Genomic DNA, 26,366 nt, shown 5'->3' with positions numbered 1-26,366 from the left:
TAGTGTGAAATTCACTAATAAATGCTCGTTTTTTGATCATAATTAAACACTTTCACTATACTAATATTATAAATGTTACAAAACACACTCTATTCTAACGAATAAAAGAAAATTCTCTAGTGAATTACAGCGAATTAAGTATTTTTTGTAAAAAAATTACGAAAAATTATAGGTTTATATCAATATGTTGTGTTTTTAAGGAGGATTTTCGATTTAAATGTAGTAATATTACAAAAAAAATCAGATCATCCTAGATTTTAGAAGCAACTGTTTTAAAACCGGAGTCATTTATGAACCCTATTGTTGCCAAAGTAACGAACGATATTATTGAGCGTAGTAAGAGCTTACGTCAAAAATACCTTAACGATATGAAAAAAGCTCAGGAGCAAGGACCACATCGGGGCAAGTTGTCATGCGGTAACTTGGCTCACGGTTTTGCGGCATGCGAACCTCAAGAAAAGCAAAAGCTCACGCTAATGGAAGCTGCTAACGTTGGTATCATTTCTTCTTATAATGATATGTTGTCTGCACACCAACCTTATGAAAGCTATCCTGACCAGATCCGTTCAGCCGTTCAAGAAATGGGTTCTGTTGCACAATTCGCTGGCGGTGTTCCTGCTATGTGTGATGGTGTAACTCAGGGGCAAGATGGCATGGAATTGAGTTTGTTTAGTCGTGACAACATTGCTCAAGGCGCAGCGATTGCTCTTTCACATAACATGTTTGATTCAGCTATCTATTTAGGTATCTGTGACAAAATCGTACCGGGTTTATTAATTGCTGCATTACGTTTTGGCCACTTACCTGCTTTATTTATTCCAGCAGGTCCTATGCGCTCAGGCATTACTAATGCAGCAAAAGCTGCTGTTCGTCAACGATATGCTCAAGGCCAAGCTACTCGGGAAGAATTACTTGTAGCCGAATCTTCTTCTTATCACAGCGCTGGGACTTGTACTTTTTACGGTACAGCGAATTCAAACCAGTTGCTTGTTGAGATTATGGGGTTGCAATTACCGGGCTCATCCTTCGTTAATCCTGATGATCCATTACGCGGTGCGTTAACAAATCATGCGTCACAATTAGCGACTAAGATCACTGCACTAGGGCGTGATTATCGACCTTTGTCTGAAGTCATTGACGAACGCAGCATTGTTAATTCTATCGTTGGCTTATTGGCAACTGGTGGCTCAACAAATCACACCATGCACATCGTTGCCTATGCTCGTGCGGCTGGCATTATTATTACTTGGGATGACTTTGCTGCTTTATCTAAAGTTGTACCGCTTATGACACGTATTTACCCTAATGGGCAAGCTGATATTAATCATTTCCACGCTGCTGGCGGTATGGCTTTCCTTGTTAAGCAATTATTGAAAGGTGGCCTGCTCCACGAAGATGTGAACACCATTGTAGGTAAAGGTTTGTCTCATTATACAAAAGAGCCTTTCCTAGAGGGCGACAAATTAGTGTGGCGTGATGGTCCTAGTGAAAGTTTAGACTTAGATGTTATCCGACCAATTGAAGAACCTTTCAGCAAAGAGGGCGGTTTATCTCTTCTTAAAGGAAATCTTGGCCGTGCTGTCATTAAAGTTTCTGCAGTAAAAGAGGATAGTCGTATTGTTGAAGCGCCAGCTGTCGTTTTTCATTGTCAAAATGCATTGGCTGATGCTATCGCGAGTGGTGAACTTAAACGTGACTGTGTTGCTGTGGTTCGTTTCCAGGGGCCGAAAGCAATAGGTATGCCTGAATTGCATAAGCTGACGCCATATCTTGGCAACTTACAAGACCAAGGTTATAAGGTTGCATTAGTAACAGATGGTCGAATGTCTGGTGCATCCGGTAAAGTTCCTGCTGCCATTCACTTAACACCGGAAGCTCTGGCTGGCGGCTTGATTGCTAAGATTAAAGATGGTGACATGATTCGTCTTGATGCAATCGAAGGAACATTGTCTGTTCTGGTTTCTGATGAAGAACTTAATAATCGAGAGGCGGCTAAACAAGATTTAGCCGATTCTCATCAAGGTATGGGGCGAGAATTATTTAGTGCGCAACGTATCTTGGTAAGCGGTGCCGAACAGGGTGCTTGTAGCTTATTTAATGATTAACCTTTCCTCTGACTACTAACGCTTGTTAGTAAATGGTGTTTAGGGGCTTGTTTCAAGCCCCATTTTTTTGCCTGGAATTTGTCAGTGAGGATGCTCGTTCTAAGTGCTTTTGCCCTCTTAATATGACTACCTTTTAACCATAAAAAAGCCCGAATCTATTAATAGCTTCGAGCTTTTTAAATGAATATATAGAGCTTAATTCATTCTGTTTGTACTTATTCCATTGTATCTAGTGCTTTCTCATATTCATCAAAAGATTCAGTCACTGACTCTTCAGGAGTGCCAGTAGCGACACTTACTATAATGATAGCAATAGTAGAAAAAAGGAAGCCTGGAAGTATTTCGTATAGATCGAATAAACCACCAGTTAACTGTTTCCAAACAACAACGGTTACGCCACCAACAATAATACCGGCCAAAGCACCATTGCGGTTCATATTACGCCAGAATAGGCTCAGTAAAATCGCTGGACCGAATGCTGCACCAAAACCTGCCCATGCGTAAGATACAAGACCTAGTACTGAGCTTTCAGGATTCAAGGCAAGTAACAAAGCAATGATGGAGATGGCAACTACTGCAAAACGGCCTATGTTTACGATCTGCTTTTGAGTCGCGTTTTTATTAAACAATTGCTTGTAGAAGTCTTCTGCTAAAGCGGAAGAAGAAACAAGTAGTTGTGAATCTGCAGTACTCATAATTGCCGCTAGAATAGCTGCCAATAAAATACCAGCTACAATAGGGTGGAATACAGCATTAACAAGAACCATGAAGATTTTTTCACCATCAGCAAGGTTACCAGCCAAGTTGCCATCAACATAAGCAATACCTACGAAGCCAATTAATAAAGCACCAGCCATAGATATTAATGTCCAAATTACGGCAATACGACGAGCTGTAGTAATGTCTTTGTTTGAACGTGATGCTTTAAAGCGAGCTAGGATATGAGGTTGACCAAAATAACCTAAGCCCCAGGCAACAAGAGAAATAATCGCGATAGCACTAAGTGGTTCGCCACTAATATTTGTCCAAGCATTCAGTAACTCAGGATTCTTAGCCATTAACGTGTTAGAAAGGTCTGAGAAACCTCCATCAAGGGCAACAATTGGCACGATAACCAAAGCAGCACTCATCATTAGACCTTGAACCAGATCTGTCCAAGCAACAGCGAGGAAACCACCGAATATAGTATAAGAAACGACACAAACTGTACCAATAATAACGGCATAGGTGTAATCAAGACCAAATACTGTTTCAAACAGTTTACCGCCAGCCACTAAACCTGAACTTGTATAAAACAAGAAGAAAAGCAAAATGAATAAAGCTGAAATCGTTTGGATTAACTTGGATTTGTCATTAAAACGCTTTGATAAGAAATCAGGAAGTGTAAGTGCGTTATCTGTTGTAATGCTGTAAGTACGTAGGCGTTTTGCACAAATGAGCCAGTTTAACCATGTACCAACAAGAAGGCCTCCTGCAATCCACACAGACTCCATACCAGCCGCAAAAGCGTATCCTGGTAAACCTAGTAGCAACCAGCCACTCATGTCTGATGCGCCAGCGGATAAAGCTGTAGGCCAAGGTCCCAAAGAGCGACCGCCAAGGAAGTAGTCTTCTGAGCTAGAAGTGCGTTTGTAAGCGTATAGTCCAATGCCTAGCATAACGACTAGGTAAGCTAGGAATGTAAAGCTAATTGCATAACTGCTTTCTATCATTGTTATTGTTCCTCGTTGAAATATTATGAACGCCGTAGGTTTTTATAAAAAAAGCTACTTATTTATGGAAATAACACTTGATCTAAATGTCAGTTTCAATGCGTCCGAAAATTATTTTTGTTGTGAATAGTCCTTGAATTTTTCGATGAAAATTATCACATTGACGTAAAGATAATGAAATATTTTTGATCTAACTCAAGACTTGCCCCGATTCTAGGTTGCTCGGATTGGATAATCTTTCAAAATTCTCTCGCAAAGTTACAAAAAAGTCTGAAAAAAGACCTTTTAGATAAAATGTAAGGAAAATGCTTTTTGATTATCTAGAATATGAAAAAGAAGAAAGGCACATTGCATGTGCCTTTCTTTTGTATAACTACTTTTCGATTTTAGGCAGGCGAGTATCTTGCACACTTTGTTTAAGCTTTTTAAGGTGAGCGTTGAACTCTGGGCCTCGTTTTAAAAGAACGCCTGTGGCTAGAGCGTCAATTAACGTTAAATAGACGATACGTGAACTCATTGGTGTATAAATATCAGTATCTTCAGTTTCTTCAATTGGCAATACAATAGAGCAATGCTCTGTTAACGGAGAGCCTGGATTAGTAATGCCTATAACAGATGCACCAGCTTCACGAGCAACTCGTGCTGTTTCTATTAATGGCAATGTACGACCTGTGTAGGAAATTACCACAACCGCATCGCCAGGGTGAGTCCCTGCCGCCGCCATACGTTGTACTAGAATGTCTATGTAAGCGACGACAGGCATATTCAGACGAAAAAACTTATGGTGTGCGTCTTGAGCAACTGGACCTGAAGCACCTAAACCATAAAATTCAATTCGGCGAGCTTGTGCCAAAACATCAACAGCACGACTGATAAGATGTTCAGGAAGGATCTCTTGAGCGCGTGTTAAGTTATTTTTTGCTGCTTCAAATATTTTAGTTGTCACCGCACCTGGTGCATCATCAGGCTCTACGTTTAAATTTACGTAAGGTGTACCTGTAGCCAAGCTTTGAGCAAGGGATACTTTAAAATCAGGAAAACCACTGCCAATAAGACTACGACAAAAACGGTTGACGGTTGGTTCGCTTACTTGAGCTCGCGCTGCAAGTTTGGCGATACTAGAATGTATGGTTGTTTTAGGATCCGCAAGAATGGCTTCAGCGACTTTTCGCTCAGATTTGCTTAAAGTGCTCAGTCGCTCTTGTATCTTACGAATAATATCTTCGTGTTTATTCATTTATCTGCTTCAAGTTGTCTATTGACTCGGATTGTTGATTTGTTCATTCTGACAGCCGCTTACAATTCTGGCAATAAAATCATTAAAAATGACGGTATTATATAAGTATTTCTCAAAGATGGCAGGTATATTGCCAACGTCTTCTAAGATTGAAACGACAGAGTTCAAAGGCGGCTTTTCAAATAGAGTATATTTGATTCATTGGGATCAATTACCACAGCTCGTATTGCGAGTACCAAACATTGATTGTTCAGCTTTTTATATTAATCGCTTTAATGAAATCAACACACTAAAATTTGCTGCATCGGCAGGTTTGTCTCCAAAAGTTGTTTGGCATGATGAATTCGGTGGTGTTGCTTGTAATTTTGTAAATCAGCCTTCTTTAGATTGGTCTGTAGTTCATCAAGACAAGGACATCGTTCGTATCGCTCAAGCACTTACTAAGGCTCACAGCTTACCAATCAGTGAGCATGAGTATTTGGTTTTTGATGTTATTGAGCATTACTTTAAAATGATCAAACAGCATGGGGTAAACGATGCTTCAGTCTGCGCTGAATATGAGTACCTTCATGCAATTTTTGAACAGTTAGCTCGTCCTGCGATGATTCTTCCCGCTGTACTTTGCCATAATGATCTGAATCCTAAAAACTTTCTTATGGATGATGAAAAGCTTTGGCTAATAGACTGGGAATATTCTGGTACAGGTGATGCTTTGTTTGATCTTGCCGTTATTGCAAAATCTCACAATTTAGATGATAGACAAATTGCTTTGTTAGTTACTTCTTATCAACCAAGTTTACCTATGGGTGAAACACTTGAAGCAATAGCTGGCTATATTAAGGCGTATGGATTGAGAGAGATGGCTTGGTTGTTGTTAAAACACTTATTAACACCAGAAGATACAATATCTCTTGAGTATTATTATGAATTCAAGACAACACCAAGTTTGAACCCCTTTCTTCTGACCTAAAACACTTAAGTTATGGTGAGAATGAAACTATTAATGAGATTGGAATAATGACATTGGCACCTGATTGGAATAAATGGCTGGCATCTGAGTTTGATAAAGACTACATGAAGTCTCTACAGCAATTTCTGCAATCCGAGAAACAAAAGGGCAGGATTTATCCCGAGGAATCTGACTATTTTAATGCTTTAAACCTGACTCCTTTTAATAAAGTAAAAGTCGTGATTCTTGGACAAGATCCTTATCATGGTGAAGGACAAGCCCATGGCTTGTCTTTTTCTGTTAAGCCTGGCATTAAAGTTCCGCCATCTTTGATGAATATTTATAAAGAGCTGGAAGCCGATCTAGGTATTTCTCCGGCTAATCACGGTTATCTACTACAGTGGGCAGAGCAAGGTGTTTTATTGTTGAACAGTGTTTTAACCGTTGAAGCAGGAAAGGCTGGTTCTCATCAAAATAAAGGTTGGGAAACTTTCACCGATAAAATTATTAAGCTTATTGATGAAGAGCATGATGGTGTTGTTTTCATGTTATGGGGGGCTTATGCGCAGAAAAAAGGGCGACACATTGATCGTCAAAAGCACTATCTATTAGAAAGTGTTCATCCTTCGCCTTTGTCTGCGTATCGTGGTTTTTTAGGTTGCCAACATTTCTCGAAAGCAAATGCCTATTTGGAGAAGCTTGGCAAAGAATCAATAAAATGGGAGTTAAGCCCTATTGAACGCTGTACTGAGCTAAAAGAAAACGAGCAGATAATGCTTCCGCTTTGAAAAAATAGCGTCTATTAACTTAATAGGACGCCATTTTTATATAAAGATATTTTATTTTGTGGCTTCTAGTGAATACGGCAGTGGGAGTATTGAAATATCTTTACCATCTAACAAGAAGTGTTCTGTTTCACTTGGATCAATATTTAAGATGACCAGTGCTAACTCTCCACCTTGTATACTTTCAACAGAGAAGACATGGCCAATGTTTTTGCCTTGATCGTCCATAAGCTCTTTTGTCGTATCAAGGTTGTCCTTCCATTGAAACAGAGCTAACTGCTTTTTAGACTTTCCACGATATTGCATACGAGCCACAATCTCTTGCCCTGTATAACAACCCTTGGTAAAGCTAATTCCTCCTGTGCGCTGCATGTTTAGCCATTGAGGTAAGACAGTTTCGCTCTGTTCCTGAGTAATAATAGGGCGAGCAGCTAAAGCTGATAGTGCGACTAGCTCCTGGTTTTCTTCTTTAATGGAAGGGTCTTCAACATTACAGATTAGCCATTGAGTTTCCACTGGATAATGACTCAAGGTCATAGAAATCGTTTTGTTTTCAACGGTGATGGGTAGTGTTTCTGATAATTTTTCTGGAGTTGTTTCAATGCTGTTTAGCCTAGTGCGAGCATAAACATGGAAAGCGTCGTTATCATTGACTAATTCTGTTTTAAAAAATACGGCATACTTTTTTAAGTGAAGTAATGTAGTTTCAACTAAATCTCTAGCCATCAGCAGGAGGATGTCATTGTCTTTCTGTACAACATAAAAACTCGTAATAATACGACCTTTAATGCTGCATATAGCACCATATAAAGCATGATTAGGAGACAGTTTATTTACGTTACATGTAACTTGACCTTGTAACAGTTTTTTTGAATCTAGGCCAGTGATCCGTAAAACACCAATGTCTTTGAGTCTTGCAGTGGCTGTTTTATCCCGTAATGGCGAAGTTAAAGTGTCGTAAGATAAAGTCATAAAATCATTTCCATAAAAGTCGCAGTTGAGCCGTGTAAGTAACTTATCAATAAGAGCTATTTCAAGGTTTTCAATGGTAATGAAATAATGATTTTTTTATGCCATGGCTTCCGCAAACTGTGCTTTTATTTCAAGCAACTTTGGTAGTTCTTGACGAAGTAATGGGGTAAGCTCTGGATCAAAATGTTTTCCACTTTGCTCCATAATGTAATCTAGTGCATCGTCGATTGACCAAGCTTTTTTATAAGGACGTTCACTAGTTAGGGCGTCAAAGACATCGGCTAATGCGACGATACGACCTTCTATGGGAATCTCTTCACCCGCTAGACCATTAGGATACCCACTGCCGTCCCATTTTTCATGGTGTGTCATTGTGACAGATTGAGCCAGTTCAATAAGATAAGAACTAGGGTTGGATAAAATCTCACCACCTATTTGTACGTGAGTTTTCATTATCTCGTATTCATCGGTAGTTAACTTACCGGGTTTTAATAAAATATTGTCTGCGATACCTATTTTTCCAATGTCATGCATAGGAGCAGCCATCATTAGATCGTTTGCTGATTCCTCACAGAAACCACGAGCTAACGCTATGATTTTCGAGTAGCGACTCATGCGCTGTACGTGCATACCTGTTTCATTGTCTTTGTATTCCGCAGCCCGACCTAATCTTTGTATTAGATCTATATGGGTTGCGACAAGCTCATCAGCTTTGATTAAAGATAAATGGGTTTTGACTCTTGCTAAAACAATGGCAGGAATAATAGGTTTTACAATGTAATCAACAGCACCAAGCTCAAAACCTTTCTCTTCATCTGCGCTGTCTTTGAGTGCTGTGACAAAAATGACAGGAATATGCGCAGTTTTAGGATCGTTTTTTAGCTGCTCGCAAACCTCTAAGCCGGTCATTTCTGGCATCATCACATCAAGAAGAATGATATCAACGGTTTCTTTTTTAACTAGATTTAATGCATCTTGACCAGAACGAGCGAAAGATAAGCGATAATGGTCCTGTAGTACTTGGCGAAGGACTCTTAAATTTGTTGGTTCATCATCAACCAATAGAATACGAGGTGCCTTTCTGCTTCCGATTCTCATTCACCTGCCTCCTGTAATATTTGTTCTTTTAAAGAAGTGAGGGCGTTTATAGCATTAGTAAATTCGAAGTTGATAATTGAATTGCTTGCCTCAATGGCTTGTCTTTTCATATGTTGTGATACGTTTTCGATAAATAAGTTAATTTTAGTTTCATCTATCTCCCCTAAATTTGCCGAATGAATGAGCTCATCAAGCAAAGATAGAAGTTCATTTATATGCAACTTTATTTGATAGCTGTTTCCTGATTTAGTCTCATTTTTCTTGAGTTGTGAAGTTAAGCTTTTTAATTCTTCAATAAACTTAGTAAAAAGGTCAGATAAATATTCAATGTTTTGTTGACATTTTTCATGCTTTTGCGAAGTCGCTGAGCATTCTATTTTAGCCATTAAGTTAGAAATCGGTAGCATAGCTAAATTACCAGCGGTTCCTTTTACTGTATGAGATAGAGTTTTTAATTCATGGTATTTTTGAGTTGATAAGTAGTCCGATAATGTACTTACTAAATGGCTGTATTGGTGAGCGAATTTATCTAACTCAGTTAAATAAACCGACATGTCATTCCACAGTGATAAACCTTTTTCTAGATTTATTTGGTCATTTTTACTTTTGGCTACTTCGTAGTTTGCGGTTTCTTTCTCGATCAGAGTAGGGGACTCATCCAATACTCTTGCCATTTCTTCAACCAATGAATGAAAGTCTATTGGTTTATTGGCAAAACCATCCATGCCTGCATGTTCTGCTTCTAATTTATCTTCCAATAGAACGTTTGCAGTTAGGGCAATAATAGGTGTGCGATCAAGCTTATGCTCTGCTTCGTAGCTACGGATCACCTGTGTAGCAGTTAAACCATCCATATTGGGCATTTGAATGTCCATTAGGATAATATCTGGCTGGATAGACTTGAATTGTTTGACTGCCTCTAAACCGTCTTTTGCCAAGAATATGCCGTGATTCTGACGTTTTAATAATAAGGTTAATAGCGTTAGGTTTTGCTCAACATCATCCGCTAAAAGGATTTTTTTAGGCGTAATAACCGCTTGTTGAGTTAATTTTTTTTCGATAGGAAGCTCAGACTCTTTAAGAGGAAGGTCAAAGTAGAAGCAACTTCCTTGTCCAAGTTTACTGGTCACATTAATTTCACCGCCCATTAGATCAACAAGCTGTTTAGATATGCTTGTTCCTAGTCCTGTGCCACCAAATCGTCTACTCATCGAAGCGTCAGCTTGAGTAAATGGGTCAAAAATACTCTTTAATCTCTCTTCTGGAATTCCAATGCCTGAATCTTGAATAGAGAAACGGACGTTATCATCTTCTTTAGAAACTGTAAGAGTGACGCTACCTATTTCTGTGAACTTTATAGCATTACCTAATAGGTTCATAAGAACTTGGCGAATTCGATCTTCTGCGCCATGGTAGGCAATGGCCACATCTGGATCAATATCAAAATGTAATTCTAACCCTTTACTTCTAGCTTGCAGCCATAGTGTCGATATGACCGTATCAACAGTATTAGCAAGCACAAAATTCTGCATATCCAGTTCAAGTTTGTTTTTATCTAGCTTAGCACTATCTAGTATGTCATTAAGTAGATGTAATAATGAGCGTGATGATTTGCTTATGGTGATCAGGTGTTTTTTATTTTCTGCTGACGTATCGGATTCTAATAGAATATCTGAGAACCCTATGATTGCATTCATTGGAGTTCGTATTTCATGGCTCATATTAGCTAGAAATAAAGCTTTGCTTTCTGCAGAGGCTTCCGCTTTGACTTTTGCTTGCCGTAGTTCATTCTCTATTTCTATACGTTGCGAAATATCTAAAATGACACCATCAATCCATTCTGGAATACCATCCTCATTATGAATGACAGATCCATTTTCAATTACCCAAACAAAATGGCCTTCTTTGTGTTTTAAACGATATTCTATTTTGTAGGTTTTGTGCTCTTGAGCAGATTCTTTAATAGTATTGGAAACTCTATCATCGTCATCTGGGTGGATCAGTTTAGCAAGGGCAACAGTTCTGCTATAAAAATCAGTAGCTTGCCATCCTGTTATGTCGTAAATTGCATCACTGACAAAAATCTCCGTCCAACTTTTATCCATTAGACAGCGAAAAGAAGCACCAGGAATATTTTTAATTAAAGAGCTGTACTGTTTTTCACTGTTTCTGATGGTTTCTTCCATCTGTTTTCTAGCTGAAATGTCACTGATGAATGCGACAAAAAGCGTTTCACTGTCAATAATATCAACTCGACCAACCCCTATTCTGATTGGAAAAAGACGGCCATTTTTATTTGTTGCATAAATTTCACGTTCTGTTCCAGATATGCTTTTTTTGCCAGTCGTTCGATACTGTAATAAAAAATCATGGAATTCATCACTGTATTTTTTGGGGAACAATATGTCAAAAGATCGACCAATAATGTCTGTTTCTTGCCACCCAAATAAGTGCACCGCAGCTTTGTTAAATTCTTTTACTATGCCGTTACCATCAATAGTGATTATTCCATCAATAGCCGTATCTAGTGTCGTTTTTAAACGGACTTCACTTGCTGTTTTTTCAAGTAAAAGCTGACGGTAACGTAGTTGAGACGCAATATTTGCAGCTAGGATAGAAAGTAGTAGCGTTATAACAGCAACGACAAGTGAAAGGTAGTTGGTGGATGTGTCTGATATATGGTTCATATGTGACATGCTTAGATGATCTGGCGCTATGTATCTTGCGCCTGACATTCCAGCATAATGCATGCCTGATATAGCTGTTCCCATAATTCCGGCGCTAATTGCACTTACCCATTTAGGGTTCATCTTAGGCCATATTCTTATCACATAATAATGTGTGGATAGTGCAACGAAAGCGAGAACCACTGCAATAACGAGAGAGAAGCTAAACCAAGTAGGGTCGTATTTTAATTCAACGTCCATAATCATGGCAGCCATACCTATATAGTGCATAGCACCAATACCGAGGCCTACAAGGACACCATTGATCAATAATTGCCAAATGGTGAGCCTTGGTTGAATTAGTTTTTTCAAAGTCACATATGACGCAGGGACACTTGGGATAATAGATAGCGCGGTAAGTAATGGATCATATGCGATAGGGTGGCCCATATTAAAAGCCAGCATACCAACAAAGTGCATACTCCAAATACCTCCAGCCATGATGAAAGAGCCAGATATTAGCGCAATGTTTTTGTATTTTTGAACGACGATATGCTTAGCGATAGAAGCGAAATGGAGTGCAAAAAAAGACGCTACGGCTGCAAGAGTAATAGAAAGTACAACTAGAAAATAGTTGTAGTCACCCATAACTAAAGTGTTGTCATTCGTTGAGTTGATAAAAAAATCATTAAGCCATTGCATTCAGTTTTTTATTGCCTTGTTGTAGATAAGTTAATAAAAGAAACTTATCTGTAAAAATTGGAAACGCATAAAAATATACTTGTGCGTTTTAATATGACCTTCTTAGTCATATATCTAACCATTTTTATTTGTTAATAATACAAAAAAGGCGAAACAGTGGAATTTCATTGATTTTTTTGTCTATTACTTCAAATATTTAAATTAAGTTGTATGTAAGCATAGGATGCCATACTCAGCCAAAAAACGAATGTCATATTTTCAACTAAATGAGTAAAGAAATGTATTTAGGTCTTGATTTAGGAACTTCTGGGTTAAAAGGCGTCATTATCGACGACAAAGGCAGCGTGTTGGCACAAGAATATGTTTATTTAAGTGTAAACAGTCCTTATGTCACTTGGTCAGAACAAGACCCCTTAGCTTGGTGGCAAGCTTGTATTGATGTTATTCAACAACTGCATCAACGTTTAGATTTAAGTAAATTAAAAGCGATAGGGTTATCAGGGCAAATGCATGGCGCGACTTTATTAGATGCTCAAGGTAACGTGCTTCGTCCTTGTATCTTATGGAACGATGGACGTAGTCAAGAGCAGTGCCAGAATTTAATGAAAGAATGCCCTGAATTTATAACAAGATCTGGAAACCTTGTTATGCCAGGCTTTACCGCCCCCAAAATTCGTTGGATAAAAGAAAACGAACCTGAGGTTTTTGAAAAGCTCGCATTTGTGTTGTTACCTAAAGATTATTTGGTATATCGATTAACTGGCTTTATGTCGTCTGACTGCTCTGACGCAGCTGGAACATTATGGTTGAATCCAGAGACTCGGCAATGGGATGATGTGTTATTGGCTGCAACAGGCTTAACGCAAGCGAACATGCCTAAAGTGCATGAAGGCTGTGATCTTGTTGGCGTTCTTTCAGAAGAATCTGCGCAAGCACTTAACCTTTCTGAGTTACCTGTTGTGGCTGGTGGTGGTGACAATGCTGCAGGAGCCGTAGGTATGGGGGTAACAAATGCTGGGCAAGGGTTCGTGTCACTAGGAACATCAGGTGTTTATTTCACGGTAAGCGAATCCCACAAAACCAACTCTGAAAATACAGTGCATGCATTTTGCCATGCTTTACCTAGTCGTTGGCACCAAATGGGAGTTACTTTAAGTGGAGGGAACTCTTTAGCTTGATTTGCAAAGTTAGTTGATAAAACTGTCCCTGAATTATTAGATGCATTAGAAGAGTCCGAGCTCCAGCGGACTAACGTTTTGTTCTTACCTTACCTTAATGGTGAACGCACGCCACACAATAACCCTTTAGCGAACGGACAATTTGTTGGTTTAACCAATGTCACAGATCTTAATGCCATGACATTAGCTGTATTGGAGGGGGTTGCCTTTTCTCTATTAGATTGTCAAAACGCATTAGCAACCGCTGGTAGTGATGTGGAGGAGCTTTCTTTAATTGGTGGAGGTGCGCGTTCGGCTATGTGGCGTCAAATAATAGCTAACGTGCTAGATAAAAGCCTGATTTATCGTGATGGTGGGGATATCGGCCCTGGTCTAGGTGCTGCACGTTTAGCTTTATTAGGTGATAAGCTGAGTCAGGGGGGAACATTGATAACTGAGTATTGCACCATGCCGGATGTGTTAGCTTCACATGACCCTGATGAAAAAATGAAATCTTATTATCAACGTAAGTATGAAGTTTATCAGTCTCTTTATAGAGCGACACAATCTTTAAATGAGGCATTGTCTAATTTATCTTGATTCTGTTTTCAATCTACTGCTATGAAAATAGAAAATGCCGCTAGCAATATAATTGTTAGTGGCATTTTTTGTGAATTATCTATTAAGTTTGGCCGCCTCTATTTACTTTCAGCAACATTACTTAGTGATGGGGTTGCATAGTACCTTGAATATGAATACTGCTTTGCGAGCGAAAATCTCTTGGTGTTACACCTTTTAGTTCATGGAATCTACGATTGAAATTAGCGACATTATTAAAACCAACTTGAAAACAAATAGTCGCGATTTGTTGATCTGTTTCCGTTAGAAGATTACAAGCACGACTAATTCGAACACGATTAACAAACTCAATAAAGCGATTACCAGTGGCCTTTTTGAAAAAACGTGAAAAATGACTGTCTGACATTCCAATCAAACCTGCCACACTGGAAAGTGTAATGTCTTGATTATAATTTTGAGTGACATAATCAACAACTGTGTTTATTTTTCGTTGTAGAGTTTCGTTAGATTTTAAATCAATTTGAACGGTTGAGAGTAAACGATAATCGGATGTTTTTGCCAATTTTTGAAGTAATGGAAGTGCAACGATTAATCTTGATAGGCCACTAGAGTCTCTTATTTTTTGGAATATTTCGATTAAATATTCTTGGTCAAAATCAAAGAATTCAATACCTGATTTTGCTTTTGCAAGCATTGGTAGTATTTCTGCCAGTTCTGGAATGATTTTCATACCGTTGGAAAAAGACTCGTGATCAAAACGGATGAGCATGTCTCTTACTTCAACACCTTCTTGATCATTTTGGCATATCCAATTATGAGGGAGCCTCGGTCCCGTTAAAATAAGTTGGCCAGGAGAATAGTTGCCAATAAAATCGCCTACGAATACCTTGCCTGATGTTGCGACAATAAAATGAAGTTCATAGTCATCATGTGCATGCCAACGGATCAATTCACATGGATAACCATGTTCTTGATATCGAATGGTTTCATTATCATCGACAAGTTCATATTCTGGGGTCAAGCGTTTAGCTGTATTGGTCATAGTACTTTCTCGCATTAGTAGATAAAAAGTATAGGCATTGTTTCATTGCCTATTTTTACCTTGTCGCTTATTTTCTTATAATTTAGAAAAATAAGCCCAAGAAATAAATGCGAAGTCACAATATATTTCTTGGGCTTATTGCAACTACCTAAGCGTATTTTTCCATACTAGTATGAATGGCTTGGGTGAGTTGTGTAACGAATTCAGGGAACTCGGTAGGAACGCTTCCCCATAAAAAACTGTCTGTTACAAAGGTATGAATACCTTTTTCATCATTACTGAAAGCAGACACTTCGATTTTACTTGGCTCATGATACTGAGTTTTTAGTTTACCTTGATTCGTCAACTGAATAAAAGTGAACCAACTGGCAATACCCTGAATGGTTTTGCTTGGAGTCCGTCCTTTACGATAGGTACCTTCCAGAGTTGGAAAAACAAAGATCGGAAATTTTGCGTAACCATCGCTGCAAATTCGTTCAACTGTGTCGCCAATATTAGCGTTGCTAAAGCGTTTCGCAATAATCTCTAAGTAGGCAGGTAAATCAACTACAGAATCTCCAATAGCAGGAATTGAATCCTGCTGAATGAAGTCTTTGAAGTACTGGTGTAATTCATCATCACGCATTGCTTCATCAAAATAAGTCAGGCCTTTTAGTGCAGCTTGATAAGTAACACAAGTATGACCCGCATTCAAAATACGAATCTTGGCTTCCTCAAAAGGTACGACATCGTTAACAAACTGAACACCAACGAGATCAAGTGACGGTTTCTTACCAGCGAAATTGTCTTCGACAACCCACTGAATAAAATCTTCACCCATAACAGTCATTTGGTCATCAACACCAAAACGAGACTGAACATCATCCACATGCTGTTGGCTTGGCTTTGGTGTAATACGGTCTACCATAGAACAAGGGAAAGAGGTGTTTTGCTTGACCCAGTTAGCCAATTTAATGTCTTTCTTTGCTTCTAGAAACTGCATTAAGCCTGCTTCTAGCAATTCACCGTTATGGCGAAGGTTGTCACAGCATAAAAGCGTAATTTTTGCTTTTGATGTTTCGCTACGCTTTTTTAAACCAGCGTATAAGAATGCATAAAGTGTGTTTCTCGCACCTTCTATGTCCGCTTTGATAGCCGGATGATCAAGCATCAATTTGCGGTTTTCATCAAGATAATAGCCACCTTCGGTCACCGTTGATGTAACAAGCTGGATGTTGGCATCAGCAAGTGCCGAGTCAACATCATCAGGCGCTTGCGCACCGTCAATTTGTTTAACAATTGAACGAATATGTTCGTAATTTGTTGCGCCATCTGCAGCCATGGTTTTTAAAACATATTCACCATTTTGCTCAACGAAACGAGAGAATGTCTGGCTGTCTTGTGGTCGAATATTAACGCCGATGATTCCCCAATTCTGCTCACTTTTATTTGCTAGTAGTCGATCAAAATACACAGCTTGATGAGCACGATGGAATGCACCGACGCCTAAATGGACGACTCCAGCTCGGATGCTTTCTTTCTGATATTCTTGAGCAGAAAGTTGATCCATGTTTTTGGAAGCTTGTAGGTGGTTTGCCATATTATGCTTCCTCAGGAATAACAGAAATCACACGATCATTCTCGTTAAACAAAATGATTTCCTGAACATCTACTTGAATGCTAACGTCTTGACCGTCTTTTAATTCACTACGAGCCGGCGCTTTAACTATGATCGTTTGGTCGTTGTTAAGTTGAATATGCGCGTAAGCTTCAGAGCCTAAATGTTCAACTAATTCAATACGGCCTTGAATATCGCCACCTTGTTCAACCAGCGTCATGTGCTCTGGGCGAATACCAACTATAGTGGAGGCAGACAATGGTTCTTTAAGACGGTTTGCTGGGAAGTTAATCTGATTACCCAGTAAATCAATTATTAGATTGTTATCTTGAAGAGTTGCTTTGTTTGCTGGGATTAGGTTCATTTTTGGCGTACCAATGAACTCGGCAACAAAGCGACTGTTTGGTTTGCGGTACAGTTCGAGTGGCGTGCCAACTTGTTCTATTTGACCCGCGTTCAATATAACAACTCGATCCGCTAGTGTCATTGCTTCAACTTGGTCATGCGTAACGTAAATCATGGTTGTGCCAAGTTTCTTATGAAGACGAGCAAGTTCCAAACGCATCTGAACACGAAGTGCTGCATCAAGGTTAGATAAAGGCTCATCGAACAAGAAAACTTTAGGTTGACGGACGATTGCTCGACCAATGGCAACACGTTGGCGTTGACCACCGGAAAGTTCTTTTGGCTTACGATCTAGTAATGGATCTAGCTGTAATGATGCAGAAACAGAACGTACTTTTTCTTGAATCTCTGCATCTGGAATTTTGGCAAGACGAAGGGCAAATGAAAGATTATCTGCTACTGTCATGTGCGGATATAAGGCATAGGATTGGAATACCATTGCCAAATCACGCTTTGAAGACGCCAGTTCAGTAATGTCTCGACCATCTAGGTTGATACTGCCACCACTGCTTGATTCAAGACCAGCAATAGTTCGTAGAAGTGTTGATTTACCACAACCAGAAGGCCCGACAAACACAACGAATTCACCTTCGGTAATCGTTAAGTTAATGCCGCGAAGAGCGTGGTAGCTATCATAATGTTTTTGTAAATCAGTAATTGCTAAGTAAGACATAAGAAAACTTCCTAATAATTATTTTACGGCGCCGAATGTAAGGCCTTGAACTAATTGTTTTTGACAGAACCAACCAAAGATAACGATTGGAGCACAGGCTAGTGTTGAGGCGGCAGATAGTTTTGCCCAGAACAAGCCTTCAGGGCTTGAGTATGAGGCAATCATGGCTGTCAACGGCGCGGCTTCCGATGCGGTTAGGTTAAGGGACCAAAACGCTTCGTTCCAACAAAGAACGATAGACAATAAAGCGGTTGAAGAAATCGCACCAACAGACAATGGAAGAACAACTTTAACCACTTCATCCCAAGGTGTTGCACCATCCATTCGAGCGGCTTCTAAGATTTCTTTTGGTAAATCTTTAAAGTAAGAGAACAGCATCCAGACAATGATTGGCAAATTCATTAATGTGAAAATGATGATCAAAGCAGTACGTGAGTCTAATAATCCATAATCACGACATAAGATGTAAATCGGTACTAATACACCCACTGCTGGCAGCATTTTAGTTGAGAGCATCCAAAGCAAAATGTCTTTGGTGCGCTTACTAGGAAAAAATGCCATTGAGTAGGCTGCTGGAATCGCAATGATTAATGCAATTAGTGTCGAGCCAAACGAAGTAATTACCGAGTTTAATGCATGGTGAATATAGTCACTTCGTTCTTGAACAACTCGGAAGTTTTCCAATGTTGGCTCAAAGAAAAGCGAAGGCGGTACGGAAATCGCCTGTAATTCCGTTTTAAAGGATGTGATAAACATCCAGAAAATTGGGAAAAATAGCACCAATGCAATGGTCCATGCGAACAGACCTGTTATAAAGGTTTTGAATTTGCGTTGTTGATTAAGAGTCATCGTATTTACCTCAGACCGTTAGGTTTTTGCCAACGGCACGAATTAAGAAAAAGGCAACGATATTTGCAAGCAATACTGCAAACAAACCACCAGCGGAAGCGACACCAACATCATATTGGAGAAGTGCCTGGTTATAGATTAGGTATGCCAAGTTTGTACTGTCATAGCCTGGACCGCCGCCAGTAGAAACGAAAATTTCGGCAAAAACAGCTAATAGGAATATGGTTTCGATCATCACAACAACCGCAATAGGACGTGCTAAATGAGGAATTGTTAGATAACGGAAAATATGCAAGCCAGTCGCGCCATCCATCTGTGCGGCTTCTTTTTGTTCTGTATCTTGAGACTGCAATGCCGTCACAAATACAAGAATCGCAAAAGGAAGCCATTGCCAACTGACCATGATGATAATGGACACCAGAGGATAAGAAGATAGCCAATCAATGGGTTCAAAGCCCAGGGACTGTGATATCCAAGCAAAGATGCCGTAAACTGGATTCATCATCATGTTTTTCCAGATCAAAGCATTGACCGTTGGCATAATAAAGAAAGGTGATATAAGCAATACGCGAACAATACCTTGACCGAAGAAAGGTTTATCAATCAACGCAGATAATATGACACCTAAAACAACGGTGATGATTAAGACCGAGAGTAGCAGTATTAATGTGTTGGCCACAGCAGGAATAAAGCCAGGGTCAGTAATGAAAAATTCAAAATTCATTAAGCCAACGAAATTATTCTGACCTGGATACAATAAGTTAAAACGTATTGTAGAAAAGTAAATGGTCATGGATAGAGGAATAATCATCCAAACCAAAAGCATGATGACTGATGGCGCCATTAATAAGCGAGTGATTGAGCGCTTCATGGTGTGTTTCTCTTATTATGAGCGGGAGTGTTTGCCTAAAAAGGTAGGATAAGTCAAAGTGGGAATAGGGCTTTGGCCCTATTCCCTTATCAATGCCGGTTAGTAGTAACCAGCTTGACGCATTTGACGATCTGCTGAAGTATTTGCAGATTTCAGGGCTTGTTCTACTGTCATAGAACCAGATAGAGCACCTGAAACCATTTGTCCTGCAGTAGTACCAATTGCTTGGAACTCAGGAATGGCAGCGAATTGAACACCAACATAAGGAGATGGTTTCAACGTGCTGTCAGTTGGATCAGCTGAATTGATGGCTTTCAATTCTGCTTCTGCAAACACAGCGGCTTTTTGGAACTTAGGATTAGCATAAGTGCTAGCGCGTGTACCTGTTGGTACGGCAGCCCAACCATTTGTTTTACCCACTAGTTGGATATACTCTTTAGATGTAGCCCAACGAACAAAGGTTTGTGCTGCTTCGGCTTTTTTAGTCGCAGCGGGAATTGCTAGAGACCAAGACCAAAGCCAGTTAGCGCCTTTATCTGTTACGCTGATAGGAGATTGTGCGAAACCTACTTGGTCAGCCACTTTACTTTGAGATGGGTCTGTTACGAAGGACGCAGCGATTGTTGCATCAATCCACATACCACATTTGCCTTCATTGAATAACGCTAAACTTTCGTTGAAGCTGTTGCTGCTTGAGCCTGGAGGACCATATTTGTTCAAGAGGTCAACATAGAAGGTAACCGCTTGCTTCCATTCTTTTGACTCCAATTGAGGTTTCCAGTCTTCATCGAACCAACGAGCGCCAAATGAGTTAGCAATCGTCGTCACAAGTGCCATGTTGTCACCCCAACCAGCTTTACCGCGTAAACAAATACCGTAAACGCCTTCACTTGGGTTGTGTACAGCTGCAGCAACATCACGAATGTGTTCCCAGCTATCACGATCACTTATTGTCATGCCAGCATTTTTCACTAGGTCTTTTCTATACATAACCATTGAGCTTTCGCCGTAGAAGGGGGCGCCGTATAAAGTTCCTTCATGAGATAAACCTTGACGAATAGATGGCAGGATGTCTTTTGCGTCATATGAACCGCTTACATCGATTGGTGTTAACCAACCACGATCACCCCAAATAGGTGCTTCGTACATACCAATTGTCATTACGTCATAAAGTCCACTTTTGTTGGCGATATCCTGAGTAACGTTTTGACGCAATATGCCTTCCTCCAAAGTAACCCATTTCACTTTGATATCAGGGTTAGCTTTTTCAAACTCCGGAGTAAGTTTTTGCATTTCGATCATGTGACCGTTGTTTACGGTAGCCACAGTGATTTGAGTTTCTGCGAGAGCGCTGGCAGCTGACATTGCAGCACTGATAGATACTGCACAAGCGAGCGTTGTTTTGGTAAGGTTTTTCATAGGTTTTCCCCAGTTTGGAGTTTCTTTGTTTTTATATAATTAGACCTAATGCTTGATAATGGATCATCAAGTGGATCTTAATATAGGTCATCTTATAATTGACCTGTTAATACATAAATTGCCAATATCTGTACTATTTTGTTTCATTTATGGATTAAAGGTTAAAATAGAGTCAATATAATATTCTTTTGGCTCTGTTTTTTAGGGCTTATCTCTTTGTATAGTAAGGATTTGTCTGATAGAGGTCAGTTAACTATAGTAAGTGTTTTCGTTTTTTTGTTAATAAATTAGATATAATAAAAACATTCTATCTAAAGGGTGATTTCATGAGTGAAACAGCAGAATCATTAAGTTTTAAGCGTTTAAAGTGGCACTGTCGTCGTGGCATGCTGGAGTTGGATCTTCTTTTAGAGCCATTTCTAGATGAGGTTTTTTTAACCTTAGATGAAGAGGATAAAGCCCGTTTTTATAAGTTAATTGAAAGTGAAGATCAGGATCTTTTTCTTTGGTTTATGCAAACAGAAGTACCACAAGATCCAGACCTTGCGCGAATTGTTGATATCATTGTAAATCGTGTACAGCCAGAAAATCGTCGAGCTTAAAGGCTCTTTAATTGGTGTTTTTTTATGGTGGATTGTTGCTGTGCTATGTGCAGGTTTACTCCAGCTTTATTGGATGCCCGTGGTTTGGCGAGCATCCATTCTCTCTATGATGGGACTTATCGGCGTATTTTTGCTTTTTCGTGTTATATATCAAGATGCTAAGCTAAAAATTAGTATTGATAATCAAGGTGCTTTTTTATTTAAAAAGGAACGTTATATAGGGTTAAAATTTGTTCGGGTAAATAGTATTCAATTGATTGCTAAGGTGCATCGAGAGAACAAGCTATTAGATTTGATATGGCCTGCGTATCAAGTGGTTTATCGAGACAGTGTTAGCTGTGATGATTATCAGATGTTACGTTCTTTTGCAGCGCAACAAATTTTGTTACACCGTAGTGAAGCAGCCAAGAAACGTTATAATTGATTAGGGTGTTAGATCGTTATTCTGTTCTTTCTGGCGTTAATATCGTTGGTGTACTGTTTTTCTGTTTTTCTGGATAATCCAACGTAAAATGCAATCCACGACTCTCTTTTCTAGACATGGCCGAGCGTATAATTAAATCCGCGACCATGGCAAGATTACGTAATTCGAGCAAATCATTAGACACTTTGTAGTTGGTGTAGAACTCTTGAATTTCGGAAAGTAATAAATCTACTCTGTGCTTCGCTCGTAAAAGTCGCTTATCTGTCCTGACAATACCAACATAATCCCACATGAAACGTCTTAGTTCTTGCCAGTTGTGTGTAATAACAACATCCTCATCAGAGTTAGTTACCTTACTTTCATCCCAATCAGGAATGTTAACTCGGCTTACATCTTGGTGTTTTTCTAATATATCCCGAGCTGCTGAACGAGCGAATACAATACACTCTAATAAAGAGTTGCTCGCAAGACGATTAGCTCCATGCAATCCTGTATAAGCGGTTTCACCAATGGCATAAAGGTTTTCAATGTCTGTTGCACTATGTTGGTTTACCACAACACCACCACAAGTGTAATGAGCAGCTGGTACGACAGGGATTGGTCCCTTCGTCATGTCGTGACCATATTCTAAACAGCGTTTATAGATGGTTGGAAAGTGTTCTTTGATGAAACCTTCGTCTTTATGGGAAATGTCTAAGAGCACATGATGTATACCCAATCTCTTCATTTCATGGTCAATAGCTCTAGCGACAATATCACGAGGTGCTAATTCGGCACGTTTATCGAACTTAGACATGAATTGAGAACCATCAGGTAACAACAGTTTGCCGCCTTCTCCGCGAACTGCTTCAGAGATTAAGAAGGTTTTAGCTTTTGCGTCGTACAAACAGGTGGGGTGGAACTGATTGAATTCCATATTGGCAACTCGACAACCTGCTCGCCAAGCCATAGCAATACCGTCACCAGATGCTGTATCAGGGTTGCTCGTATACAGGTAAACCTTGCTGCTGCCACCGCAAGCTAAAGACACAAAGCCGCCATGGAATACTTCTATGACGTCATCGTCTAAGTTAAGTGCATAAACGCCAACGGCACGATTCGGTCCGTCGAGACCAAGTTTTTTCGTTGTCACTATGTCTATGGCAACACGATCTGGGAAAAATTCGATGTTAGGGTGATTTGTTGCATTTTTGATAAGTGTTTTTGAAATTGCCAATCCTGTAGCGTCAGCACTGTGAATAATGCGTCTATGACTATGTCCACCTTCTTTTGTTAAGTGGTACTCTTCACTTTCGCCATAACGGGTAAAAGGTACGCCTTCAGAAATAAGCCAATCAATGCTTTCTTTAGAGTGCTCTACTGTAAAACGAATAGCTTCAGGGTCGCCAAGTTCTACACCTGCATCTATGGTGTCGTTAATATGAGAGTCAATGGTGTCTTTATCTGATAGTACCGCCGCCACACCGCCTTGAGCATATAAAGTGGAGCCTTCACGTATGTCGGCTTTCGTTAGAATTGCCACGCGATGATGATTTGCTAGCTCAAGAGCAAGCGTTAAACCTGCTGCTCCAGCGCCAATAATGACGATGTCGTGTTGATAATGTCGACTCATTGTATTGATCTAATTAGTGACTGAAGGATGAATGTTACTATTGTTGTTGATAAATAGTGAATACTTTATGGTGGAGTATTTCGAATATTCGCCGTATTTCTTCTTAGAATAAGGCATAATTTCTCTAAATTAATGATTTGGTAGCATGGTGTGGGAACTCGCCAGGTTGATTGTTGTCTTCTCTTGTAAGAAACAAGGGCACAGATAATTAAGGTTTTAGTATGAGGTGCCTATGCAACCCGAAACGTCTTCTGATCAGGCGTTAGTTGAAAAAGTGCAGCAGGGTGACAAACGGGCTTTTGATCTGTTGGTCGTCAAATATCAGTATAAGGTCATCGGATTAATTGGGCGTTATGTTCAAGATAGAAGTGAAGCGTTAGATGTGGCGCAAGAAAGTTTTATCAAAGCATATCGTGCGATAGGTAGCTTTCGTGGAGAAAGTGCTTTTTATACCTGGCTCTATCGTATTGCTGTTAATACAGCCAAAAATTACTTAGTTAGTCGTTCACGCCGGCCACCAGAGTCTGATGTTGAACTTGATAATGAAGATGTTTTTAGCCTGTATGAGTCTTTGACTGACATTGCAACACCTGAAGCAAAGTTAAACAGTGACCGGCTTGAAGAGGCGATTAATCAGGCAATCAAGAGTTTGCCTGAAGAGTTACGAAGTGCATTAACTTTACGTGAATTTGATGGCTTAAGTTACGAAGATATTTCTTTAATTATGGACTGTCCTGTTGGGACAGTTAGGTCGCGAATTTTTCGAGCTCGAGAAGCGATAGAAAAGCAAATACATCCGTTAATGGATGCAGGAGAGTAATCATGGCTGCTTTAAACGATCATCCCCTAGATAAACGTTCTAGTTTATCCGCGATGTTTGATGGCGAAGCGACTGATAAAGATGTGGAATGTTTATTAAACGCGGATAGTGGCGAGCTTAGTCGTCAGTTAGAAAGCTTTCACTTAATACAGCAAACACTACATAAAGATTCAAAAGTAGCGGTAGGGCTTGAAGACAGTTTGCTCTTGAGTATCCGTGCACAAATTGACGCGGAAGATCTAGTTGCTGAAAATTCTGAGGCTGATAAGAAGCTTATTCCTTTTGCTTTACAGTCTGAAAAAGCGAATGTGAAGGCATCTAAATCTGCTTGGAAAGTAATGTTTTCCAGTGTAGCTGTCGCTGCGAGTGTTACTTTTATTGTGATTTTCGGTGGTGGCGAATTATTAACATCAGACACTGAAAAGCTTAATTTAACTGCAGAAATTCAGCCTTTCGTTAAAAACAATACGGTTACATCATTAGCAGAATTAAATAAAGATGGGCTGCAGGTAGATAATATTCGATTGCAAAATTACCTACGTCAGCATGCTGAACAAGCATCAATGACTGTAGGTCAAGGCATGATACCTATGGCCCGTGTCGTTAGTTATCCAGTGAAAGAGTAGTTTATGGCATTGTTCTTACCGTTACGCATTTTTGTTGTTGCATTAAGTTTTGTTATTGCTGGAAACGCTGCAGCAAGTAGCTCTACGTCAGAAGCACTGCAATTACTGCGTAATATGACTCAATCATTTTCTACTTTAAGTTATGACGGCGTGTTTGTTCATTCTGAATCAATGCATATGAACAGCATGCGAGTTCGTCGTGATTCAATGGGTGGTATTGAGTATGAAAGCCTGGTGGATTTGGACGGCGATAAAATTGAAGTGTTGCGTATAGACGATAAAATTATTTGCGTTTATCCCAATGAGTTAGTGGCCAATATGCAAGCGCCATTGAAACCACCTTTTAAGCGATTCAAAGAGGTTGAAAGCGATCGCTTGATGAAGGGGTATGAAATGCAGGTTGATTCACACGGAAGTCGTATCGCAGGACGTGACGCAACGGTGATAAGACTTATTCCAAAAGATGTTTATCGTTATGGACATGAATTTTGGTTAGATAAAAAAATCACTTTTTGTTGAAACATGACATGATTCAAACGGATGGGAAGTTGCTTGAGCGTATTCAATTTACCTCTGTTAATTTCTCTCCTGACTTGAAACACGATGATTTTGTCCCCAAAAAAGGGAGTTATTTAGAGCCTCTTGTTGAATCTCAACCAAGACGAATTAAAAATTTGTGGCAATTTGACTGGTTACCTGAAGGTTTCTCTCTTGTTTGGCCGGAAGCTCGTTCCTTGAATCATGGCACCAGTATGCTGTTGTTATCGGATGGAATGGCAACCGTATCTGTTTTTGTCGAGCCGACCTTACAGGCTCAAGCTATGTCTATGTTAAGTATGGGGGCAACCACCGCAGGAGAGCGTAGTTTTAAAGTAGATGGTCAATACTACTTACTAACTATGGTAGGTGAAGTGCCAAAGATTACTATAGAAAAATTGATGACGGTGTTGATGCCAAGGTTAGATAATGATTGAAGAAACAGGAAGAGTATTATCGATTGAAGAGGGTTTTGCTGACGTAGAAACAATACGTACGAGCAGTTGCACTTCTTGTCGTGCTCGTCATGGGTGTGGTCATCATGCTATCGCACAAGTTTCTTCTGCTAATCGTATGCGAATGCGAGCAATTGACCCTTTAACGGTTGAAGTTGGGCAGAAAGTTGTTGTTGGTATTCCTGAAGATACTCTATTGCAAGCTTCGGTGTGGATGTACCTGGTCCCACTACTGGGCTTGGTTGGCGGTGCTGTTGTTCCTTCATTATGGGGGGCGGATCTGGTATCGCAGTGATTATGTCTATTATTGGTTTTGCCGGTGGTTTATTACTGGCGCGAAATAAGTCTAAACAAGAGATGAATAACTTAGATTATTACCCAAAAATTTTAAGAATTGAGGCTAAAGATAGTCAAATACCTCTGGTATTTACATCTTAGGCCTCTGATTATCTTCACCTGGCACTGTAATCAA

General features: G+C 39.7%; 23 protein-coding genes and 2 pseudogenes. 13 read left to right on the top strand and 12 right to left on the bottom strand.

What is annotated here, in order from left to right:
• Positions 1 to 290 precede the first annotated feature (290 nt).
• Positions 291 to 2,105: a phosphogluconate dehydratase gene (gene edd, locus AC0L3Y_RS01230; protein ID WP_473467786.1), complete on the top strand. Its 1,815-nt coding sequence runs from the start codon at positions 291 to 293 to the stop codon at positions 2,103 to 2,105.
• A 215-nt stretch (positions 2,106 to 2,320) separates the two neighbouring features.
• Here the strand turns inward: edd and putP are convergent, their stop codons facing one another.
• Both putP and hexR read right to left on the bottom strand, forming a co-directional pair.
• Positions 2,321 to 3,817: a sodium/proline symporter PutP gene (putP, locus tag AC0L3Y_RS01225; protein ID WP_473467784.1), complete on the bottom strand. Its 1,497-nt coding sequence runs from the start codon at positions 3,815 to 3,817 to the stop codon at positions 2,321 to 2,323.
• Positions 3,818 to 4,190: 373 nt separating this feature from the next.
• Entirely contained in the window at positions 4,191 to 5,054 is an 864-nt protein-coding gene (hexR, locus tag AC0L3Y_RS01220; protein ID WP_036161505.1) for a transcriptional regulator HexR, read from the bottom strand.
• 118 nt (positions 5,055 to 5,172) lie between these two features.
• Between hexR and AC0L3Y_RS01215 the strand changes: the two genes are divergently transcribed.
• On the top strand, positions 5,173 to 6,024 hold the full coding sequence (locus AC0L3Y_RS01215; RefSeq protein WP_473467782.1) for a phosphotransferase: 852 nt from the start codon (positions 5,173 to 5,175) through the stop codon (positions 6,022 to 6,024).
• A gap of 47 nt (positions 6,025 to 6,071) precedes the next feature.
• A complete protein-coding gene (gene ung, locus AC0L3Y_RS01210; RefSeq protein WP_473467779.1) occupies positions 6,072 to 6,791 on the top strand; it encodes a uracil-DNA glycosylase in 720 nt (239 codons plus the stop codon).
• A 51-nt stretch (positions 6,792 to 6,842) separates the two neighbouring features.
• Here ung and ygfZ read toward each other — a convergent pair whose 3' ends face one another.
• From ygfZ to AC0L3Y_RS01195, 3 genes are all read right to left on the bottom strand, one after another.
• Positions 6,843 to 7,760, bottom strand: a complete 918-nt coding sequence (ygfZ, locus tag AC0L3Y_RS01205; protein WP_473467777.1) for a CAF17-like 4Fe-4S cluster assembly/insertion protein YgfZ — start codon at positions 7,758 to 7,760, stop codon at positions 6,843 to 6,845.
• Positions 7,761 to 7,856: 96 nt separating this feature from the next.
• The gene (locus AC0L3Y_RS01200; RefSeq protein WP_473467775.1) at positions 7,857 to 8,858 is read right to left on the bottom strand and encodes a response regulator; all 1,002 of its coding nucleotides are present in this window, start codon (positions 8,856 to 8,858) and stop codon (positions 7,857 to 7,859) included.
• Complete coding sequence (locus AC0L3Y_RS01195) at positions 8,855 to 12,226, bottom strand: PAS domain S-box protein (RefSeq protein WP_473467773.1); 3,372 nt, start codon at positions 12,224 to 12,226, stop codon at positions 8,855 to 8,857. The genes AC0L3Y_RS01200 and AC0L3Y_RS01195 overlap by 4 nt, the downstream gene beginning before the upstream one ends.
• 278 nt (positions 12,227 to 12,504) lie before the next feature.
• Here AC0L3Y_RS01195 and AC0L3Y_RS01190 point away from each other — a divergent pair, with 278 nt between their 5' ends.
• Together AC0L3Y_RS01190 and AC0L3Y_RS01185 are read left to right on the top strand one after the other, a co-directional pair.
• A complete protein-coding gene (locus tag AC0L3Y_RS01190; RefSeq protein WP_473467771.1) occupies positions 12,505 to 13,404 on the top strand; it encodes an FGGY family carbohydrate kinase in 900 nt (299 codons plus the stop codon).
• A gap of 45 nt (positions 13,405 to 13,449) precedes the next feature.
• Positions 13,450 to 13,983, top strand: a pseudogene (locus tag AC0L3Y_RS01185) (xylulokinase); the annotation flags it as partial.
• 121 nt (positions 13,984 to 14,104) lie between these two features.
• On the opposite strand, the gene AC0L3Y_RS01180 reads toward AC0L3Y_RS01185, so the two are convergent.
• The 6 genes from AC0L3Y_RS01180 to AC0L3Y_RS01155 form a co-directional block, all read right to left on the bottom strand.
• On the bottom strand, positions 14,105 to 15,004 hold the full coding sequence (locus AC0L3Y_RS01180; protein WP_473467769.1) for an AraC family transcriptional regulator: 900 nt from the start codon (positions 15,002 to 15,004) through the stop codon (positions 14,105 to 14,107).
• A gap of 148 nt (positions 15,005 to 15,152) precedes the next feature.
• Positions 15,153 to 16,583: a mannitol dehydrogenase family protein gene (locus tag AC0L3Y_RS01175; RefSeq protein WP_473467767.1), complete on the bottom strand. Its 1,431-nt coding sequence runs from the start codon at positions 16,581 to 16,583 to the stop codon at positions 15,153 to 15,155.
• Between the two features lies 1 nt (position 16,584).
• The gene (locus AC0L3Y_RS01170; protein ID WP_473467764.1) at positions 16,585 to 17,679 is read right to left on the bottom strand and encodes an ABC transporter ATP-binding protein; all 1,095 of its coding nucleotides are present in this window, start codon (positions 17,677 to 17,679) and stop codon (positions 16,585 to 16,587) included.
• Between the two features lie 18 nt (positions 17,680 to 17,697).
• Positions 17,698 to 18,528 (bottom strand): carbohydrate ABC transporter permease, encoded by an 831-nt coding sequence (locus AC0L3Y_RS01165; protein WP_473467759.1) that lies wholly within the window; start codon positions 18,526 to 18,528, stop codon positions 17,698 to 17,700.
• A 10-nt stretch (positions 18,529 to 18,538) separates the two neighbouring features.
• Positions 18,539 to 19,399 (bottom strand): carbohydrate ABC transporter permease, encoded by an 861-nt coding sequence (locus AC0L3Y_RS01160; protein ID WP_473467756.1) that lies wholly within the window; start codon positions 19,397 to 19,399, stop codon positions 18,539 to 18,541.
• A gap of 99 nt (positions 19,400 to 19,498) precedes the next feature.
• Positions 19,499 to 20,818, bottom strand: coding sequence for an ABC transporter substrate-binding protein (locus tag AC0L3Y_RS01155; RefSeq protein ID WP_473467754.1), 1,320 nt, complete (start codon positions 20,816 to 20,818; stop codon positions 19,499 to 19,501).
• Between the two features lie 326 nt (positions 20,819 to 21,144).
• Here AC0L3Y_RS01155 and AC0L3Y_RS01150 point away from each other — a divergent pair, with 326 nt between their 5' ends.
• Together AC0L3Y_RS01150 and AC0L3Y_RS01145 are read left to right on the top strand one after the other, a co-directional pair.
• The gene (locus AC0L3Y_RS01150; protein WP_473467752.1) at positions 21,145 to 21,420 is read left to right on the top strand and encodes an FAD assembly factor SdhE; all 276 of its coding nucleotides are present in this window, start codon (positions 21,145 to 21,147) and stop codon (positions 21,418 to 21,420) included.
• A gap of 106 nt (positions 21,421 to 21,526) precedes the next feature.
• The gene (locus AC0L3Y_RS01145) at positions 21,527 to 21,844 is read left to right on the top strand and encodes a hypothetical protein (RefSeq protein WP_473467750.1); all 318 of its coding nucleotides are present in this window, start codon (positions 21,527 to 21,529) and stop codon (positions 21,842 to 21,844) included.
• 16 nt (positions 21,845 to 21,860) lie between these two features.
• Here AC0L3Y_RS01145 and nadB read toward each other — a convergent pair whose 3' ends face one another.
• The gene (gene nadB / locus AC0L3Y_RS01140; RefSeq protein ID WP_473467748.1) at positions 21,861 to 23,456 is read right to left on the bottom strand and encodes an L-aspartate oxidase; all 1,596 of its coding nucleotides are present in this window, start codon (positions 23,454 to 23,456) and stop codon (positions 21,861 to 21,863) included.
• Positions 23,457 to 23,688: 232 nt separating this feature from the next.
• Here nadB and rpoE point away from each other — a divergent pair, with 232 nt between their 5' ends.
• From rpoE to AC0L3Y_RS01110, 6 genes and pseudogenes are all read left to right on the top strand, one after another.
• Positions 23,689 to 24,276, top strand: a complete 588-nt coding sequence (gene rpoE / locus AC0L3Y_RS01135) for an RNA polymerase sigma factor RpoE (RefSeq protein WP_473467746.1) — start codon at positions 23,689 to 23,691, stop codon at positions 24,274 to 24,276.
• 2 nt (positions 24,277 to 24,278) lie between these two features.
• Positions 24,279 to 24,902: a sigma-E factor negative regulatory protein gene (locus AC0L3Y_RS01130; protein ID WP_473467744.1), complete on the top strand. Its 624-nt coding sequence runs from the start codon at positions 24,279 to 24,281 to the stop codon at positions 24,900 to 24,902.
• Between the two features lie 3 nt (positions 24,903 to 24,905).
• Positions 24,906 to 25,459 (top strand): annotated as a pseudogene (locus AC0L3Y_RS01125) (sigma-E factor regulatory protein RseB domain-containing protein); the annotation flags it as partial.
• On the top strand, positions 25,451 to 25,876 hold the full coding sequence (locus AC0L3Y_RS01120) for a MucB/RseB C-terminal domain-containing protein (RefSeq protein WP_473470570.1): 426 nt from the start codon (positions 25,451 to 25,453) through the stop codon (positions 25,874 to 25,876). The pseudogene AC0L3Y_RS01125 and the gene AC0L3Y_RS01120, both read left to right, overlap by 9 nt.
• The gene (locus AC0L3Y_RS01115; RefSeq protein ID WP_473467741.1) at positions 25,869 to 26,189 is read left to right on the top strand and encodes a SoxR reducing system RseC family protein; all 321 of its coding nucleotides are present in this window, start codon (positions 25,869 to 25,871) and stop codon (positions 26,187 to 26,189) included. The genes AC0L3Y_RS01120 and AC0L3Y_RS01115 overlap by 8 nt, the downstream gene beginning before the upstream one ends.
• A 2-nt stretch (positions 26,190 to 26,191) precedes the next feature.
• Positions 26,192 to 26,332 carry a hypothetical protein gene (locus AC0L3Y_RS01110; protein WP_473467740.1) on the top strand — a complete coding sequence of 47 codons (141 nt, stop codon included), beginning with the start codon at positions 26,192 to 26,194 and terminating at the stop codon, positions 26,330 to 26,332.
• The last annotated feature ends 34 nt before the right edge of the window (positions 26,333 to 26,366 follow it).

The organism is Marinomonas sp. GJ51-14 (assembly GCF_055808695.1).
The sequence above is the reverse complement of the archived record's forward strand: the minus strand, read 5'-3'. Positions and strand labels throughout refer to the sequence as shown.

Excerpts from the sequence above, each read along its gene's own strand:
- rpoE (WP_473467746.1), top strand. The coding sequence starts at position 23,689 with ATGCAACCCGAAACGTCTTCTGATCAGGCGTTAGTTGAAAAAGTGCAG.
- AC0L3Y_RS01155 (WP_473467754.1), bottom strand. The coding sequence starts at position 20,818 with ATGAAAAACCTTACCAAAACAACGCTCGCTTGTGCAGTATCTATCAGT.
- AC0L3Y_RS01150 (WP_473467752.1), top strand. The coding sequence starts at position 21,145 with ATGAGTGAAACAGCAGAATCATTAAGTTTTAAGCGTTTAAAGTGGCAC.
- AC0L3Y_RS01195 (WP_473467773.1), bottom strand. The coding sequence starts at position 12,226 with ATGCAATGGCTTAATGATTTTTTTATCAACTCAACGAATGACAACACT.
- hexR (WP_036161505.1), bottom strand. The coding sequence starts at position 5,054 with ATGAATAAACACGAAGATATTATTCGTAAGATACAAGAGCGACTGAGC.
- AC0L3Y_RS01110 (WP_473467740.1), top strand. The coding sequence starts at position 26,192 with ATGTCTATTATTGGTTTTGCCGGTGGTTTATTACTGGCGCGAAATAAG.
- AC0L3Y_RS01180 (WP_473467769.1), bottom strand. The coding sequence starts at position 15,004 with ATGACCAATACAGCTAAACGCTTGACCCCAGAATATGAACTTGTCGAT.
- AC0L3Y_RS01130 (WP_473467744.1), top strand. The coding sequence starts at position 24,279 with ATGGCTGCTTTAAACGATCATCCCCTAGATAAACGTTCTAGTTTATCC.
- AC0L3Y_RS01145 (WP_473467750.1), top strand. The coding sequence starts at position 21,527 with ATGATGGGACTTATCGGCGTATTTTTGCTTTTTCGTGTTATATATCAA.
- AC0L3Y_RS01215 (WP_473467782.1), top strand. The coding sequence starts at position 5,173 with ATGGCAGGTATATTGCCAACGTCTTCTAAGATTGAAACGACAGAGTTC.
- nadB (WP_473467748.1), bottom strand. The coding sequence starts at position 23,456 with ATGAGTCGACATTATCAACACGACATCGTCATTATTGGCGCTGGAGCA.
- edd (WP_473467786.1), top strand. The coding sequence starts at position 291 with ATGAACCCTATTGTTGCCAAAGTAACGAACGATATTATTGAGCGTAGT.
- AC0L3Y_RS01160 (WP_473467756.1), bottom strand. The coding sequence starts at position 19,399 with ATGAAGCGCTCAATCACTCGCTTATTAATGGCGCCATCAGTCATCATG.
- AC0L3Y_RS01115 (WP_473467741.1), top strand. The coding sequence starts at position 25,869 with ATGATTGAAGAAACAGGAAGAGTATTATCGATTGAAGAGGGTTTTGCT.
- ygfZ (WP_473467777.1), bottom strand. The coding sequence starts at position 7,760 with ATGACTTTATCTTACGACACTTTAACTTCGCCATTACGGGATAAAACA.
- AC0L3Y_RS01175 (WP_473467767.1), bottom strand. The coding sequence starts at position 16,583 with ATGGCAAACCACCTACAAGCTTCCAAAAACATGGATCAACTTTCTGCT.
- AC0L3Y_RS01200 (WP_473467775.1), bottom strand. The coding sequence starts at position 8,858 with ATGAGAATCGGAAGCAGAAAGGCACCTCGTATTCTATTGGTTGATGAT.
- AC0L3Y_RS01190 (WP_473467771.1), top strand. The coding sequence starts at position 12,505 with ATGTATTTAGGTCTTGATTTAGGAACTTCTGGGTTAAAAGGCGTCATT.
- ung (WP_473467779.1), top strand. The coding sequence starts at position 6,072 with ATGACATTGGCACCTGATTGGAATAAATGGCTGGCATCTGAGTTTGAT.
- AC0L3Y_RS01165 (WP_473467759.1), bottom strand. The coding sequence starts at position 18,528 with ATGACTCTTAATCAACAACGCAAATTCAAAACCTTTATAACAGGTCTG.
- putP (WP_473467784.1), bottom strand. The coding sequence starts at position 3,817 with ATGATAGAAAGCAGTTATGCAATTAGCTTTACATTCCTAGCTTACCTA.
- AC0L3Y_RS01170 (WP_473467764.1), bottom strand. The coding sequence starts at position 17,679 with ATGTCTTACTTAGCAATTACTGATTTACAAAAACATTATGATAGCTAC.